This window comes from Streptomyces changchenzhani, assembly GCF_039766235.1.
Classification (GTDB): domain Bacteria; phylum Actinomycetota; class Actinomycetes; order Streptomycetales; family Streptomycetaceae; genus Streptomyces.
Genome location: NZ_JBDHNH010000003.1, coordinates 394,615 through 410,407, shown reverse-complemented (window position 1 = coordinate 410,407; position 15,793 = coordinate 394,615). Strand labels below are relative to the sequence as shown.

Sequence of the window (15,793 nt, the reverse complement as noted above, 5' to 3'; positions counted from 1 at the left end):
GATCGCCATTTACCGCTTTGATTCGCTTTCCGCGCTGTGTGTCTGGATGTCTTCCATCGCCAGATCCTGCGGCTTCTGCACGTTCGCGGCCTCACCAGCTACCGCGTCGACCAATGCCATGAAACCCATGGTGATGGCATTCGTCGTCGCGATCACGTCCTCCTGCTCTTTCCTGACCTGCTCGCCGACCTGGTTGGCGAAGAGGTCGTCGCTGCCCTCCTCGCCCCACCAGCCGTCGTACTCGGCGTTGTCGCGCTCGAAGTTGGGCACGAGCTTCTCGCTGTATCCGACGGCGTTGGAGAGATGACCCGAACTCGCCAGAATTGCCTGAATTTTAGCCGAGTAGTTACCAGCCATGGCTACGCGCTCCCCTGTCGCTTGTTCGTGCTGCCACGATCGACGGGCGGGGCCGCGGGCTCTTCCTCGTCCTCGTGGATCTCGTCGCGGAGATGGCTCATCGCCGTCGACCCCTTGTCCACGGAGGTTTCACTGATCAACGATCCGAAGATCGAACCCCAGTCGACCCCCATCTGCTCCGGGACGCTGCCACGGGCGGACATCCTGGTGAGAGGGTCGAGCGTGGCAACGACCCGACGTGCCATCTCGGCGCGAGCCGTGTTCGCGGCTTCCAGCACCGCCGCGGAGAGCTGGGAGGCAGCCATGCTCCGGTACTTGCCGTCGAGAAACTCCAGGCTCGTCAGCTCACCCTTGGCCCCGACAACCACCCGGACCGACCTGTCCGCCGACCGCGCGCTCACCGAAGCCGCGTCCAGCACGGCCTGCGCCTCCGCGGCAGCCGCTTCCGTCGCCTTGAGGTGCGCCATCGCCTGCGCCACACGGTCATCCATCGACTGACTCAACCCGGACTCCTCAATGGCCGATCTGATCATTAAACAGGTATCGCGGCGGTCCGTCGACTGTGACGTTCTGTCACTCGGTGGCATGACGGGCTGCGAACCGCTGCTTGTCTGTGTGGATTTCGGGACCACCCTGTGCTTTTCGTCCTCGACGGTCGATCCGGAGGTGGCCACTCTGCCGGAGCGGCCAGCACTGGGATCGACAACATTACGCACCCGCTCTCCGAACGATCCCGACTCACCCCTGCCACCGCGCATCATCTGCGGCATCATCGGCGACCCGGAGCCCCCGGGCGAACCGGCGGACGAACCGGCGAGGGCATCGTTGCCCTGCGGGCGCCCCAGCGCGGATGCCAGACTTGGGGTGGATAGGCCGTCCCGCCTCCGAAGCGATCGTCGCGGCCGCCGAGAGTCTGCTCGATCTCGGCGTCGTCGCCCGCAACCCCTCAGACCCTGGCTGAGAACCGGTCACGGGCTGGTGGGTGTGTGTCGTGCGAGGCGTCGGGTCATGAGGATGATCATTGACCACTTCACCAGAGCTGACCCGCGAACAGTCCGCGCCCGGCGGGCTCTGGGAAGAGCTTCGGCCACGCGGGGCTTGCGCAGGGGTCGGGGCGACAGTGACTGTGGAGTCGCGGGTACGGCAGCAGGGAAGAGAAGCTCTGCGCGGGCCTCGGCGTTGCCCGCGTACCGCTCTCGGCTGGATGGAGCAGAGCCGCGCGCAGGTTCCTGACCGACGGGTGAAGCTGGACGTCCCACCGCGCTCACGTTTCAGGAGTCCTTCCGTGCTACTTCCCAGCTCCTCGCAGGTCCGCCTCCCCCTTGTCGCTCTGCTGGCCGCTGCCTGCATGGCCGGGCTGGTGTATGCCCCGGCCCAAGCCGCGGATGTCCCCGCCGACGACAACCGCTCACTGCGACGGCAGTTGCAGGAACTGACCACCGCGCCCGGCGGACCGCCCGGAGCGATTGCCGTCCTCAAGCGCGGGTCCCGCACCGAGGTCTACCGGGCTGGCGTTGCCGAGACCGGCACCGACCGTCCGATCGAGGTCACCGACCACATGCGCATCGCCAGTACGGCCAAGGCGTACAGCGGCGCGGTCTCCCTCCAGCTCGTCGACCGCGGGAAGCTGCGTCTGAACGACACCATCGGCAAGGTGCTTCCCCGGCTGCCGCGTGATTGGCATCGGGTTACGCTGCGGCAGCTCCTGAACCACACCAGCGGACTGCCGGACTACACCGCAGCCCCGGAGTTCCTGGCCCTGGTGACCGAGGACCCGCGCCGCCACTTTGACTCCCGCCGACTGCTGGACTTCGTGGCCGACGAGCCGTTGGTGTTCCGTCCTGGGGCCCGGTACACCTACTCCAACTCCGACAACATCGCCGTGGCACTGATGGCGGAGGCGGTGACAGGCCGCCGCTACGAAAATCTGCTCACCCAGCTCGTGTACCGCCCGATGGGTCTGCGCAGCACCAGCCTGCCGCAGGGCTACCGGATGCCCGAGCCGTACATGCACGGCTACGACGTCACCCCGCCGAACCCGCCCGAGGACATCAGCGAGGTACTGAGTGCGTCGGGCGTGTGGGCATCGGGTGGGATCATCTCGACGCCGAAGGACATGACGGCCTTCATCCGCGGCTACGCCGGCGGAAAGCTGATCTCCGACCGGACACGCCATCAGCAGCTGAACTGGGTGAACGGCGCATCCGAACCCGCAGGTCCCGGCAAGAACAAGGCCGGTCTGGCCATCTTCCGTTACACCACCCGCTGCGGCGTGGTGTACGGCCACACGGGCAACTTCCCCGGCTACACACAGCTGGTCGCAGCCACCCCGGACGGCAAGCGGTCGCTGACCGTCTCCCTCACCACCCAGGTCAACAAGACGAACAAGCCGGAACTGCTGGAGCGGCTGCGGACCGTGGAGGAGAACTTCGTCTGCGCGCTGTTGCGCAAGCAGTAGGCAGGACGCGGGCGGAACTGCCGGGCCCGGCGGGCACAGAAGGCGGTTGGGTCGGCTGCCCTGGCCGAGATGGCCGGCGAACAGCGCGTGCCCCTGCGTGTTCCAGGCCAGAACGTCACTACGGCGGCCCATGACGATGGCGGGAGTGCCTTCGAGAGCTGCCAGCAACGCGCTGGTAGCCGGGTTGATGCGCTCGGGACGGGGACGGGGTGCGGCTTTGCCCCGCTTCGGCGCACGGGCGAGCTCGTGCAGATGGGCCCGCTCGGACTCGTCCAGACGCAAGGCAGTCGCGATGGCATCGAGCACCTCGCGCGAGGCGTTGTGTGACTGGCCCTGCTCAAGCCGGGCGTAGTAGGGCGCACTGATTCCCGCGAGCATCGCCAGCTCCTCCCTCCGCAGCCCCGGCACCCGGCGCCGCTCACCGTAGGTCTGCAACCCGAGATCCTCGGGATGCAGAAGGCCCCGGCGTGACTGGAGGAAGTCGGCGAGCTGCACAGGTCGAGTGCTTCCGCAACGCCGCACGTCATCTGGAGCCCGGCGGCCGATTCGTCATCGAGTTGGGCGTACCACCTCTGCGGTTCCTGCCGCCCGGCCAGGTCGCGGTGCCGTTCGATGTCTCTGAGCAGCATGTCGGCTTCGACACCTTCGACCTGGTCGAACAGATTCTCGTCTCGCACCATTTCACCCGCGATGGCGACAACGGCCGCTACCGTCGCGGCAACTCCCGTCACCGGTATGCCTGGCCGGCAGAGCTCGACTTGATGGCACGGATCGCTGGGCTCGAAATTTCCGTGTGGCGCAAGCCAACCTGAGGCCGACCACGGGGCTTGATACGGAGAGCTACGGCAGTAAGTTCCGTCTGCACCCCGCAGACGAGGCTCGTTCCCTTACCGCCGGTGGTGGTCACGTCACCGCGGACCCCCAGTTTCGGGAGGTCCTTGCTGACCTGTACGCCGATGAGCGCCACGGCTTCACCGCCACCAGCGAAGGGCAGAGCGCCGCGTGAGTGCTGGCTACGTCCTGGACCACACCGCGGTGAGCTCTCTCGCGCACGGCAATATCTACCTGGCCGCCCGGGTGGTGCGCTCTGTTGAACAGGTGCAGCCGCTGTATGTGCCGGCGACTGCGTTCGCTCAGGGGCTGGCCGACAGTGCGCTGGGGGAAGTCGGCCAGATGTTGCAAGATGCCCTCGCCGCCCCCTGCTTCGTCTTCCGTCCCCTGGACGAGGCGGCCTGCTGGGCCATCGCGCAGATCGCCCACGAACGGGCAGTAGACCTCCCCACCGCCCACACGGCGCATCTCGCGCTGCGTTCCGGCCTGCCCGTCCTGACCCGGCAGGCCTCCGCCTACAAACAGATCGACACTCGCATCACCACCGAGACCGTCGCCTAGCCGAGCGGGTGGAGGTGGGGTAGGTGTGCGTGCTTCCCGCGCGAACGGGGGTGGGCGGTGCGTGATCGCGCCGACGCCCCCGCGACCCTGTGCGAGTACGTGTCCCGCGTCCTATCACCGGAGGATGAGGCGTAGGGTCTGGTCGCCACGGTGCTCGGGGTCCTGGCCGAGGGCGGGATGCGCACTACCCGCGGGTGAATCGGCATCTCACCGCGCCACAGCAGCAGCGGCTCGAATCTGCTGTCGGTCCGTCTGGCCACGTACGCGTCTGATTCAGGAGCAGCGTCGTGCGCAGGTGCCGCCGGAGGGATCAGTCAGCGGCGGACAGCCGGTGCCACCCCTCAACGGCACGGGAGCCCCATGCGTTGCGGGGCCTGCCGCCGTCACCCGATCGGTGACCACACTGAAAGAGCCCAGTAACGCCCGCTTGCCGCCGGACTTGAAGGCCCGCCACCAGGTGCCCACCGGCCGCTCGGCAACCCCGAACACCTCCGCGGCCTGGGCGTACGTCGCCACCCGCCCCGACTCCAACGCGGCCACCACCCGCAGCCGCAGATCCTCCTGAGCCGCCGGCGACAGCCACCGCATGTCCCCACCCTCGATGTCCGTGGCCACCGGTCCAAACCGTACCGGCGCACCGTCCGGACGGGGATTGACCGACCAGAAGTCCCACCATTCCCGGTGGAGCTGGGACGGGAAATCGATCATCGGATAGTCGGCGAGTTGTACGAGCGTGATCGGTGCGCCGGTCGCGAGGCTGTCATTGGCCGGCAGGCAGGCCATCCGGGGCTCGACCGCAAGATGCATACTCTGCATGCTGGACGGAAGCGGAGCGCGCAAGAAGGCCGCGTCGACGTCCCCCGCGGCGAGCGCTTCCACTTGCTCACCGAATCCGAGGCTGCGCATCTCCACACTGATCCTTGTATGGCAGGCGGCCAACTGGGTCAGAATGTCGTGGGTATAGGGCATCGCGGCCTCACCGGCAATGAACCCGATGACCAGACGCCCCCATACTTCGCGGGCGAGAGCATCACCCCGGCCGCGCAGACGGTCCATCGCTCCCACTACTTCCCGTGCGTCGGGAAGCAGTTGCCGACCCGCGGCCGTGAAACTCACGGTGCGACTGGAACGGCCCGCTCCGGCCCAGACGGGCGGCGCCCGGACGCGCGGGCTGAGGGGGGATGGAGAGTCGGCGACGACGACTCGAAGGCCGCTCAATGCCTCACGTCGCTCAGGGAGGAAACGCCATCTGTTATTCGGCAGGCAGATTACGCAGGTTCCGCCAGAGCCGATGGCCGGCTTGTTGGCGCGTTTCTGTTTCTGCTGCTCGAAGAGACCTGCACCACCGAGTGCCCCAGCCCCCAAAGTCCGCGCCGGAGAGGTGGCGGTGACCAGGACTGACGCGGCGCAGAGAGTGTGGTCGGCGGTCCGTACGTCTCGCATGGTCGTCCTCGCTGCTCAAGTGGGTTTCGCCACGGAGTCGCCCACGGGTGGCATGGGGTCTTCGCGGCAAGGGTGACCACCCGGTCGACCGGACCGCTTCGCTGCCGTTCCTGATGAGATTCTGGTGTGCGGCGCTTACCGATGCCTTACCGAGCCGGGAAAGCCGCCAGGCCCCGACCGAGCAGGGCAGCCAACCCGACGGGCAGGCCACCGTCGAGCACGGCAAACAGGCCCAACTCCGCCGACCGACAAGCGAGTTGCGAGGCCAATGTCGGGCGTAGACCTGGCGCCCCTGGGTGCTGAGGGGTCTCCCGGCTGAGAAGCGGCGTAGCGCCGGTGCTGACCGAGTCGGGGCCACTGGAGGTGCCGCGCGTGACCGGGACGCCTCCTTCGAGCCAGCCATCGCGCCCAAGCGGGTGCGCCGGCTGCCGGGCATGAGGATCTGGCACTGTCGCCGGCCGGCAAGGGCCTGACCCACGGAGAGATCACCGCGAAGGCCGCCTCACCCCACACGACAACATCAACTAGCCGCGCCATTCGGCCAGTTGCACCGAAACGCGCCCAGTCCCCAGTCTCCAGGGCCTGGGCGCGGCCCAGTTGCCAGTGCCGGGACGCCTCGGGGGTGCCAGTGCCGACAGCCCAGCGAACTCCCGTCATCACAGGTCACAAGGCACGTCTTCTTCGTCAAGGCACCCTTAGGTGATCACCGATAGGTGGATCCAGTTTCAAAGGTTGAGCACAAATTACACACACCCCCTCTACATGCTGACCCCGATGGTCTAAGTTGACCGTGCTTCAGCTGTTCGGACACGAAGCGACCAATAGTGATCTATAGGTCCGGCGCTACGGACAGCCAGCAGGCGCGTCCCCGGCACCAGTCGTGGGGGTGATCAATTCTTGGAGCCCGAGAGGGGGCCTTGGGCGCGGGGAGCACCCGAGGTTTTTACGGGTTCCCGAGCACCTTGAGAGTCTGGCAGGACATGCGAGTCCGCTGCCACCGGGGTGGGTTGTTCAAGTAGCGCTGAAATAGCCGAGATGTCATGCGCGGGGGCGGGGGCCCCCGAGGGGACGAACAGTGCGGGGGGCGGGGGTCTCCCGGGGGGAGGAACTGTGTCGGGAGAACACGTCGAACCACTGGGGACCTGGGGGGTTCTGTGCAAAGGGGGGAATTAGTCAGCCCGTTTCCGTCGGCGCGCGGGCGTCTGGCGAACGGGGCAATCAGCCGGCCCGCGATCGACTGGGAGCAGCGCTACCGACGTACCGTGATCACCAGCGATACCGTGGCCACCGCCTTCGTAGTGGCGGCGATTGGCATCTTCTTCGGAGCCCGGGACGCGGCCAACTGGCACGAGAAGTGGGGAATCCTCGCATTCGGCACCGAGCTGCTGGTGCTGGGAGCGCTTGCGGTGAGCCGGGCGTGGGCTCCGACCGTGCTCGGCCAGGGCGCCGAGGAATTCCGCCGGCTCGGACACTCACTGTTCACGGCGGCCGTCGTACTGGCGCTCGGCGGGATCGCCCTCACCTCACGCAACATCAAGCTATGGATCTTCGTCGCGATCCCCGCGATCGCGCTCATCACCATGACCACGCGGTATCTGCTGCGCCTCTGGCTGCACAAACAGCGGAAGGAAGGACGGTGCCTGCGACCGGTGCTCGCCGCCGGGAGCCTGGACACCGTGCGCGACCTGATCACCCGAGCCCGCAAGTTCCCGCACCTCGGCTGGCGGGTGGATGCGGTATGCACGACGGACGGTCTCGGGCTCGACGGTGACCAACTGGACGGAGTGCCGGTCGTCGGCCGACTGACGGACGTCGCCAACCACGTCCGCCGCGACGGCTACCGTGTCGTCGCGGTCACAGCGGACCCGCACTGGTCACCGGACCGGCTGCAGCGGCTGGCCTGGAATCTCGAAGGCAGCGATGCCGAGATGGTCGTGGCCCCCGTGCTGATGGAGGTGGCCGGCCCACGGCTGCACGTCGATGCGGTGCTCGGGATCCCGCTGCTGCGGGTCAGTATGCCGACCTTCACCGGGGGCCGCCGGGCGGTCAAAGGGGTCGTCGATCGGATGGGCGCGGCGATCCTGCTGATGCTGTTCGCGCCGCTGATGGTGCTCGTCGGGCTGCTCGTGCTGGTGGACAGCCGGGGTGGGGCGTTCTACCGCCAGCGCAGGGTCGGCAAGGACGGCCGCGAGTTCACCATTTTCAAATTCCGCACCATGGTCTCCGGGGCTGACGGGGCACGGGCCGAGCTGGCCGACCGCAACGAGGGCGCCGGGCTGCTGTTCAAGCTCCGCCGGGATCCGCGGGTGACCCGGGTGGGAGCAGTGCTGCGCCGGTACTCGATCGACGAGCTCCCGCAGCTTTTCAACGTGCTCACCGGATCGATGTCGCTCGTCGGGCCGCGGCCTCCGCTACCGGAGGAGTCCGCTGCGTACGGTCCGGACATCCGGCGGCGGCTGCTGGTCAAGCCCGGGCTCACCGGCCTGTGGCAGATCAGCGGACGCAGCGACCTGCCGTGGGAGGAGGCGGTCCGACTGGACCTGCGGTACGTGGAGGACTGGTCGCTCGCCCTGGACACAGTGATCTTGTGGAAGACGCTGCGTGCGGTGCTCTACGGGCAGGGGGCCTACTGATGCGCGGGAATCGTCGTAAGGCCGGGGCGCGAACCGCAGGCCCAGAGGGCCTGCCTGGGGGGAGGAACGGGTCATGAGGGTCAGCGTTTTCGGGCTCGGCTACGTAGGCTGTGTGTCGGCCGCGTGCCTGGCCAGCATGGGTCACGAGGTCATCGGGGTGGACGTGAACCAGGTGAAGGTCGACCTGGTCAACGACGGCAAGGCCCCGGTGGTCGAGGAGCGGATCGGCGAGCTCATCGCCGAAGTCGTGCAGAGCGGAGCGTTACGCGCCACCGGCGACGTCCACGAGGCGATCATGGGCAGCGAGGTGTCGCTGGTCTGCGTGGGCACGCCGTCGGAGCCCAACGGCAGCCTGTGCACCACGTACCTGGAGCGGGTCACCGAGCAGATCGGCGCCGCGCTGGCCGAGCGGGGTGGGCGGCAGACCGTCGTATTCCGCAGCACCATGCTCCCGGGCACCTGCCTGAACCTGCTGGTACCGATCCTGGAAAAGCACGTCGGCGGCACGGCCGGGGTGGACTTCGGGGTCGCGGTCAACCCGGAGTTCCTGCGCGAGGGCACGAGCGTGCAGGACTTCTTCGACCCGCCCAAGACCGTCATCGGCGAGCTCGACCCGGCAAGCGGCGACGCGGTGACGGCGCTGTACGACAGCTTGCCCGGCGAGGTGTTCCGGGTGCCGATCCCGACGGCCGAGGCGATCAAATATGCGGACAACGCGTTCCACGGCCTCAAGATCGGCTTCGCGAACGAGCTGGGCGCGGTGTGCCAGGCGCTCGGGGTGGACTCGCACCAGGTGATGGATGTGTTCCTGGCCGACCGCAAGCTGAACATCAGCCCCGCCTACCTGCGGCCCGGCTTCGCCTTCGGTGGCTCCTGCCTGCCCAAGGACTTGCGCAGCCTGGTCCACGCGGCGCAGCGGGCCGACGTCTCGGTGCCCATCCTCGCCCACGTGCTGCCCTCCAACTCCGCACATCTGCAGCGCGCGGTGGAGATGGTCGAGCGCACCGGCAAGCGCCGGGCGGGCCTGTTCGGGTTGTCCTTCAAACCCGGCACCGACGACCTCCGCGAGAGCCCGCTCGTCGAGCTGGCGGAAAGGCTCTTCGGCAAGGGTTACGACCTGCGGATCTACGACGCCAACGTGAGCCTCTCCCGGTTGGTCGGCGCGAACCGCGAGTACATCGAGACCCGGCTGCCGCACCTCGCGCAGCTGCTTGCGGACTCCGTCGACGAGGTACTTGAGCACGCCGAGGTGTGCCTGGTCGGGACCAGGGATCCGGCCGTGCTGTCGGCGCTGCCCCATGGCGACGGCCCGTTGCTCATCGACCTCATCCACCTTCCCGACGCCGAGGCGCGCCGATCCGAACCGGGGTACATGGGCCTTGCTTGGTGACACGTCGTTTGATGACACAGACAGCGGCGACCGGCCTGACCGGCGCGCGCTGATCCTGGTGGAGAACCTGTCGGTGCCCTTCGACCGGCGGGTGTGGCAGGAGTGCACGACGCTCCGCGACGCAGGCTGGAAGGTGCACGTCATCTGTCCCCGGGGAAGTACGCGGGACACGGAGCCGGAGGCAGAGATTGACGGGGTGCGGATCCACCGCTACCCGTTGCGCGCGGCCACCGGAGGGCCGGCCGGCTACCTGCGGGAGTACGGATCGGCGTTGTGGCATACGGCCCGGCTGGCCCGCAAGGTCGGCCCGGTCGACGTGGTCCACGCCTGCAACCCGCCCGACCTGCTGTTCCTGCCGGCACTGTGGCTGAAGCGGCGCGGCGCGCGGTTCGTCTTCGACCAGCACGACCTGGTACCCGAGCTGTACCTCTCCCGGTTCGACCGCGGCGAAGATCTCCTCTACCGCGCCGTGTGCGCACTGGAACGGCTGACCTACCGGGCCGCGGACATCGTGCTCGCCACGAACGAGAGCTACCGGGATGTCGCGATACACCGTGGCGGTAGGCGGCCGGCCGACGTTTTCGTGGTGCGCAGCGCACCCGAGACCGACCGGTTCCAACCCGTACCGCCCGAGCCGGAGTTGAAGCGCGGCAAGCCTCATCTGCTGTGTTACCTCGGCGTCATGGGCCCTCAGGACGGCGTCGACTACGCCTTGCGGGCCCTTGCGAAGGTGCGCGACGAGCTCGGGCGGACCGACTGGCATGCGGTGTTCATCGGCGCTGGCGATGCCTTCGACGCGATGGTGGAGCTGTCCCGGCGGCTCGGGCTCTCCGAGCAGGTGCAGTTCACCGGGCGCATTGCGGACGCCGACCTGGTGCGCTACCTGTCCACCGCGGACGTGTGCCTTTCCCCCGACCCGCGCAATCCGCTCAACGACGTGTCGACCATGAACAAGGTCCTGGAGTACATGGCGATGGGCCGACCGATCGTCTCGTTCGACCTCCGGGAGGCGCGAGTCTCCGCCGGTGACGCCGCCCTCTACGCGCCCGCCAACCACGAGGCTGAATTCGCCAAGCTCATCGTGCTGCTGCTGGACGATCCGCAGAAGCGGGCCCGGATGGGCAAGATCGGCCAGGAGCGGATCAGCGGGCAGCTTTCCTGGCGGAACTCCCAGCGATCGCTGCTCGCCGCCTACGCCGCTGCCTGCCGCGAGCACACTCCGGTGTCGGCGGGCGACCCGGTCCGGGCAGAGAAGAGGCCGCGCCCTTGAGCGATGACACGATTCGCCTGGTCACGATCGGGCGGATTCTCCGCCGGCGCTGGCGCCTTCTCGCCATCCTCGCCGTGGTGGGCGCGCTCGTCGGCTACGGCACCTCGGTGCTGTTTCCGCCGCGTTACACGGCGTCGGCATCGGTACTGCTGCCGGGGCAGTGGGAGGAGCGCGAGCTGCTGACTCAGGTGGACATCGCGACCAGTTCGGCGGTGGTCGACCAAGCGGCTGCCGCACTCGGCTGGACGGGCGTCAGCGGCGGCGAGCTGCTGGACCGGGTGAGCGCCGAGGCCGCCGACGGGAACATCGTCAAGATCTCGGGTACGGCCGACACGCCGGAGCGCGCGCAGCAGCTCTCCGACCGGCTGGCCCAGCAATTCGTCACCTTCGCCGCGCGGATCGCCGGCGACAGCACCGACGCCGAAGCGGCTACGGGGCCCGAGGCCCTGCGGCAGCAGGTGAAGGAGACCAACCGCCGCATCACCGACCTGGCCAAAGCGGCCGATCGGGGGCAGACCGTGGAGAGCGTGCAGGCCCGCACCACGCTCGCAAATCTGCGCACCGCGCTGGAGGAGGCCATGCAGAAGCTGGACCGGGCCGACCCGGCGACCAGCAAGGCCGGCATGGTCGTCATGGGGCCGGCGGCCCGGCCGACCGGCGAGGCCCCGCCGACGAGGATGCAGCTCATCGTCGGCGGGGCGCTGCTGTTCTTCCTGCTCACGGTCATCGGCCATCTCGCCGCCGCACGGGTGAATCGCCGACTGCGCACCGAACCGGAGATCGCCGCGGCGCTGGGATCGGCGCTGCTTGGCACCGTCGACGTGCCTGGTGAACGGCCCGCGCACCGGCCAGAAGACCGTGGCCCGCGGGCCTGGATCCGCCGTCTCCTTGGCGTCGACACCCGGTGGGACATACCAACCCCGCAGGGGTCCGGCGACGAGGCCGGCAGGCGAATCCGCTACCGGCGGGTGTGCGCTCGCCTCCGTAACCAACTGCCCGCCCCCCGGCGGCTGCTGGTTGTCGTACCGGACGGCGACGAGATCGCCCGCCGGGCCGCCGGGCAGCTCGTCGCCGAGGCCAAGAGCGATCCGCTGCTGCGGGTCGTGGACGTTTCGGTGTCCCAGCCGATGGTGCCGGACCGCGACACCGAGTCCGGTGCCCTGATCGTGCTCAGCGCGGGCAGCTGGACCGCAGGGGAGCTCGCCGGCATCGCCGAGGCGTGTGCGGACGGCAGACATGAGGTCGTCGGCATCGTCATCGCCGGCACGGTCCGGGCCCGTCCGACGCGGTCCGCCGGCCGTACTCCGGAGAACGCCACTCTGGCACTCGCGGTCAGCGGCCACGCGCCGGGAGGTTCAGTGTGACAACGAGCACGACTTCGCAGTCGTCGCCAGCCACTCCCACTCCCCTGCTCGACCTCCAGGCGCTGGTGGTGGCGGTGCGCAGGCGCCGCCGCCTCTGGTGCTCCCTGGCGCTACTGGGGCTGCTGGTCGGCGCGGCGGTGGCGGTCCTGCTGCCGCCGCCGCCGACCGCGGTGACCAAGGTGCTGGTCACGCACAAGGAGGACCAGCCGAACGACACCGGAACGCTGATCCGTACCGATGTCGCACTGCTGGGGACCACGCGGATCGCCGGCAAGGCCCTGCAGTCCCTCAAGTCCCCGGAAAACCCGGAAGACTTCATGCGGGACTACCGGGGTACCGGTTTGACCAACAACCTGCTGCAGATCGATGTGACAGGTGACAGCGACGCGGAAGCGGTGGCCCGAGCCAAGGCGCTGGCCGATGCGTTCGTCACGGACCATGTGGGGCGGATGCGGGAAACCGCGAAGGCCGAGGCCAAGGCCCTGGTCGACCAGCGTGACCGTATGCGGGACGAGCTCGCCCAGGTCAACAAGGCGATCGGTCTCCGATCGCCGGAAAGCGACCCGAAAGCGTCGGCGAGCATCGAGTCGCTCTTCGCCCGCCGGGCCGAGCTCAACACTCGGATCGCCGATTTCGACCAGCGCGCCGCGGACGCGCGCACCGGCACGCCCAAGCTCGTCGTCGGCACGCAGATCGTGGACGCCCCGCGCGCGGTGCAGCACTCCCTGCCCAGGGCCGCTGTCACCAACGCCGCGATCGGACTCGTCCTCGGGCTCGTCCTCGGGCTCGCGCTGGCCGCGGTCGGCACGGTGGTGGCGGACCGCCCCGTGCTGCGCCGGGAGATCGCGGCGAACCTGGGCGCCTCGGTCATCGCGGAGCTGCGCCGCGCGCCCCGCCGGTCGGGCGGGCTGTGGCAGCGCCGACGGACCCGGGCGGCACGGACAAGGCTCACCGCGACCCTGGCCCGCACCGTGCGCGGCTCCGCGGGACCGATGTCGCTGCTGGAACTGGGCTGTGCGCGCAGTACGAGCGTGATCGCCCTGAGCGTCGCCAGGGCACTGGCGGCGGAGGGGCCAGTGGTCATCATCGATGGTCTGCCCGGCCCGAAGCTCGCCAACAGCCGCCAGAAGCCAGGAGACCCGACCGTGGTCAGCGGCGAGCGTGCCGCGACCGTGCCGCATCAGGTGCGCCGGCTCGGCGTCGGCTCGGTCGCGCCCGGCACGGCGTGGACCGACCTCCAGTACCTCGGTAGCCAGACCGTGCTCGTCGTTCGTGCCGGGCACGGCAGCGCCGCATGGCTGCACACCGTGGCACGGCAGCTCGCGGACCAGCGCATTCCGGTGATCGGTGTGGTGCTGATCGACCCCGATCCGCGGGACCGGACGGACGGCACGCTGTGGGACGGGCTGCACACCGCGCTGCGCGGCCACAACGAGCGGCCGGCCCGGCAGAACGAGACGGGCCAGCTGCCGACGGAGCGGCCGTCATGGCCAGTACGAGTCCCGGACAGCGACCAGGAGGCAAAGTAGAACATGTGTGGCATCGCAGGCACTTACCGATGGCCGGACGGGAAGGTCGTGACCGACCGGCTCACCGATATCCTCGCCCACCGCGGTCCGGACGGGGCGGGCCGGTACAGCCACCCCACCGGTGACGGCGAAGTGCACCTCGGGCACCGCCGGCTGGCCATCATCGACCTGTCCGAGACCGGCGCCCAGCCGATGGTCTCGGGCGGCCTCGCTCTTACCTACAACGGCGAGCTGTACAACGCGGCTGACCTGCGTGCCGAGTTGACAGCCGCTGGGGTGCGCTTCCGCGGTACCTCCGACACCGAGGTGCTGCTGGAGGCCTGGCGCCGCTGGGGCACGGACTGCCTGCCCCGGCTGCGCGGCATGTTCGCATTCGCGATCTTCGACGAGCGAACCGGTGACCTGGTGCTCGCCCGCGACCAGCTCGGCATCAAGCCGCTGTTCCTGCTCCGGCGCGGTGCGGGCCTGATGTTCGCCTCCGAGCTCAAGGCGCTCGCCGCCGCCACCGGCGGGTCGCTGCAGGTGGACGAGGCGGCGCTGGTGGCCTCGCTGCTGTACTACTGGGTGCCGGACTCGCGCTGCGCGTTCCGCGAAGCGGAGAAGCTGCCGCCGGGGAGCTGGCTGCGGTGCCGGCCTGACGGCCGGGTGGAGCGCGGCCGGTACTGGAACCTCCGGGACGTCGCCGCCGAGGGCCGGGAGCGGGCCCGCAGCGGCGAGCAGCCGGACGTGGCTGCCATCGTCGAGGAGTCGACTCGACGCCACCTGCTCTCCGACGTACCCGTGGCGACCTTCCTCTCCGGCGGTCTTGACTCCAGCTACCTGACCGCGCTGGCGGCCCGCGACCAACCCGGGATCTCCGCTTACACGATCGGGTTCCGCGCCGAGGACGCCAAGTTCGAGGCGATGCCGGACGACCTGCACTATGCCCGGCGGGTGGCCGAGCAGTTCGGCGTCGACCTGCATGAGATCGAGATCGCTCCGAATGTGCTCGACCTGCTGCCGCAGATGACGTACCACCTGGACGAGCCGATCGGCGACCCCGCCGCGATCAACACTTTCCTGATCTGCTCGGCCGCCCGGGAGGCCGGGGTCAAGGTGATGCTCTCGGGGATGGGTGCCGACGAGCTGTTCGCCGGTTACCGCAAGCACTTGGCCAACCTGCTCGCGCTGCGCTACCAGCGCATCCCGCGGCCCCTGCGGCGCGGCCTGTCCGCGACCGTGGACCGGCTGCCGGTTGCCACGGCCCGCCGGGGGTACCGGTCGGTGCGCTTCGCGAAGCGGTTCCTCTCCTTCGCCGATCTGCCGGAGGAGACCGCGTTCCGGCGCAGCTACACCATGTACGACCGGGGCGAGCTGCTCGCCCTGGTCAATCCGGACTTGGCCGGGACGGTCGAGGACGTGCTGACCGAGCATGCGGACATCTACCAGGACAACGACCTCGACGACTTCGTCAACCGCATGTGCCTGGGCGACGCCCGGATGTTCCTGCCGGGCCTGAACCTCGCTTACACCGACCGGTCGAGCATGGCCGCGTCGACCGAGGTGCGGGTGCCGTACGTGGACGTCGAGGTGGTCAAGGCGGCGTTCGCCGTGCCCGGCGATCGCAAGATCGTCGGACGACAGGGCAAGGCCGTCCTCAAGGAAGCGGCCACCTCGATCCTGCCCCGGGAGATCGTCTACCGGCCCAAGGGCCTGTTCAGCGCCCCGCTGCGCGCCTGGATGAGCCGGGATCTGGCACCGCTGGTGCGCGAGGTGGTCAACGACGGCGTGCTCGTCAATTCCGGACTCCTGCGACGCGACGCGCTGGCGCGCATGGTCGCCGAGGACGCCGCCGGGCAGCGGGACTTCTCCAAGCATCTGTGGCACGTACTGACCCTGGAGTACTGGTACCGCGGCGCGACCTCTGGCTCCGGCCAGAGCCGGGCAGCTTGACAGCGTAGAAACAAGAGGAGCTCGG

Annotated in this window: 12 protein-coding genes and 2 pseudogenes; 10 read left to right on the top strand and 4 right to left on the bottom strand. The window is 69.0% G+C overall.

The features are described from left to right. Positions 1-9: 9 nt before the first annotated feature. Positions 10-357 carry a hypothetical protein gene (locus ABCR94_RS13290; protein ID WP_347119460.1) on the bottom strand — a complete coding sequence of 116 codons (348 nt, stop codon included), beginning with the start codon at positions 355-357 and terminating at the stop codon, positions 10-12. 2 nt (positions 358-359) lie between these two features. After that, positions 360-848 (bottom strand): YbaB/EbfC family nucleoid-associated protein, encoded by a 489-nt coding sequence (locus ABCR94_RS13285; protein WP_347119459.1) that lies wholly within the window; start codon positions 846-848, stop codon positions 360-362. Positions 849-1,561: 713 nt separating this feature from the next. On the opposite strand from ABCR94_RS13285, the gene ABCR94_RS13280 reads away from it, so the two are divergent. Beyond that, entirely contained in the window at positions 1,562-2,815 is a 1,254-nt protein-coding gene (locus ABCR94_RS13280) for a serine hydrolase domain-containing protein (protein ID WP_521976891.1), read from the top strand. Positions 2,816-2,881: 66 nt separating this feature from the next. On the opposite strand, the pseudogene ABCR94_RS13275 reads toward ABCR94_RS13280, so the two are convergent. After that, a pseudogene (locus ABCR94_RS13275) lies at positions 2,882-3,337 on the bottom strand (helix-turn-helix domain-containing protein); the annotation flags it as partial. On the opposite strand from ABCR94_RS13275, the pseudogene ABCR94_RS13270 reads away from it, so the two are divergent. From ABCR94_RS13270 to ABCR94_RS13260, 3 genes and pseudogenes are all read left to right on the top strand, one after another. After that, positions 3,310-3,627: pseudogene (locus ABCR94_RS13270) on the top strand (SAM-dependent methyltransferase); the annotation flags it as partial. The pseudogenes ABCR94_RS13275 and ABCR94_RS13270 overlap by 28 nt on opposite strands. Then, entirely contained in the window at positions 3,609-3,821 is a 213-nt protein-coding gene (locus ABCR94_RS13265; protein ID WP_347119458.1) for a hypothetical protein, read from the top strand. The pseudogene ABCR94_RS13270 and the gene ABCR94_RS13265, both read left to right, overlap by 19 nt. Then, positions 3,818-4,207 carry a hypothetical protein gene (locus ABCR94_RS13260; RefSeq protein ID WP_347119457.1) on the top strand — a complete coding sequence of 130 codons (390 nt, stop codon included), beginning with the start codon at positions 3,818-3,820 and terminating at the stop codon, positions 4,205-4,207. The genes ABCR94_RS13265 and ABCR94_RS13260 overlap by 4 nt, the downstream gene beginning before the upstream one ends. 273 nt (positions 4,208-4,480) lie before the next feature. On the opposite strand, the gene ABCR94_RS13255 is transcribed toward ABCR94_RS13260, so the two are convergent. Continuing rightward, complete coding sequence (locus tag ABCR94_RS13255; protein ID WP_347119456.1) at positions 4,481-5,323, bottom strand: LysR substrate-binding domain-containing protein; 843 nt, start codon at positions 5,321-5,323, stop codon at positions 4,481-4,483. A gap of 1,481 nt (positions 5,324-6,804) precedes the next feature. On the opposite strand from ABCR94_RS13255, the gene ABCR94_RS13250 reads away from it, so the two are divergent. The 6 genes from ABCR94_RS13250 (at position 6,805) to asnB (ending at position 15,768) form a co-directional block, all read left to right on the top strand. Next, the gene (locus ABCR94_RS13250; RefSeq protein ID WP_347119455.1) at positions 6,805-8,283 is read left to right on the top strand and encodes a sugar transferase; all 1,479 of its coding nucleotides are present in this window, start codon (positions 6,805-6,807) and stop codon (positions 8,281-8,283) included. Positions 8,284-8,356: 73 nt separating this feature from the next. Next, positions 8,357-9,673 carry a nucleotide sugar dehydrogenase gene (locus ABCR94_RS13245; protein WP_347119454.1) on the top strand — a complete coding sequence of 439 codons (1,317 nt, stop codon included), beginning with the start codon at positions 8,357-8,359 and terminating at the stop codon, positions 9,671-9,673. Continuing rightward, complete coding sequence (locus ABCR94_RS13240; RefSeq protein ID WP_347119453.1) at positions 9,663-10,943, top strand: glycosyltransferase family 4 protein; 1,281 nt, start codon at positions 9,663-9,665, stop codon at positions 10,941-10,943. The genes ABCR94_RS13245 and ABCR94_RS13240 overlap by 11 nt, the downstream gene beginning before the upstream one ends. Next, entirely contained in the window at positions 10,940-12,307 is a 1,368-nt protein-coding gene (locus ABCR94_RS13235; protein WP_347119452.1) for a Wzz/FepE/Etk N-terminal domain-containing protein, read from the top strand. Before ABCR94_RS13240 ends, ABCR94_RS13235 begins: the two co-directional genes overlap by 4 nt. After that, positions 12,304-13,836: a Wzz/FepE/Etk N-terminal domain-containing protein gene (locus tag ABCR94_RS13230; protein WP_347119451.1), complete on the top strand. Its 1,533-nt coding sequence runs from the start codon at positions 12,304-12,306 to the stop codon at positions 13,834-13,836. The genes ABCR94_RS13235 and ABCR94_RS13230 overlap by 4 nt, the downstream gene beginning before the upstream one ends. Positions 13,837-13,839: 3 nt before the next feature. Beyond that, positions 13,840-15,768: an asparagine synthase (glutamine-hydrolyzing) gene (asnB, locus tag ABCR94_RS13225; RefSeq protein ID WP_347119450.1), complete on the top strand. Its 1,929-nt coding sequence runs from the start codon at positions 13,840-13,842 to the stop codon at positions 15,766-15,768. Positions 15,769-15,793 lie beyond the last annotated feature (25 nt).

What these genes read in the sequence shown, in the direction of transcription:
- ABCR94_RS13285 (WP_347119459.1), bottom strand. Translation starts at nt 848, where the DNA reads ATGGATGACCGTGTGGCGCAGGCGATGGCGCACCTCAAGGCGACGGAA.
- ABCR94_RS13245 (WP_347119454.1), top strand. Translation starts at nt 8,357, where the DNA reads ATGAGGGTCAGCGTTTTCGGGCTCGGCTACGTAGGCTGTGTGTCGGCC.
- asnB (WP_347119450.1), top strand. Translation starts at nt 13,840, where the DNA reads ATGTGTGGCATCGCAGGCACTTACCGATGGCCGGACGGGAAGGTCGTG.
- ABCR94_RS13290 (WP_347119460.1), bottom strand. Translation starts at nt 357, where the DNA reads ATGGCTGGTAACTACTCGGCTAAAATTCAGGCAATTCTGGCGAGTTCG.
- ABCR94_RS13280 (WP_521976891.1), top strand. Translation starts at nt 1,562, where the DNA reads ATGGAGCAGAGCCGCGCGCAGGTTCCTGACCGACGGGTGAAGCTGGAC.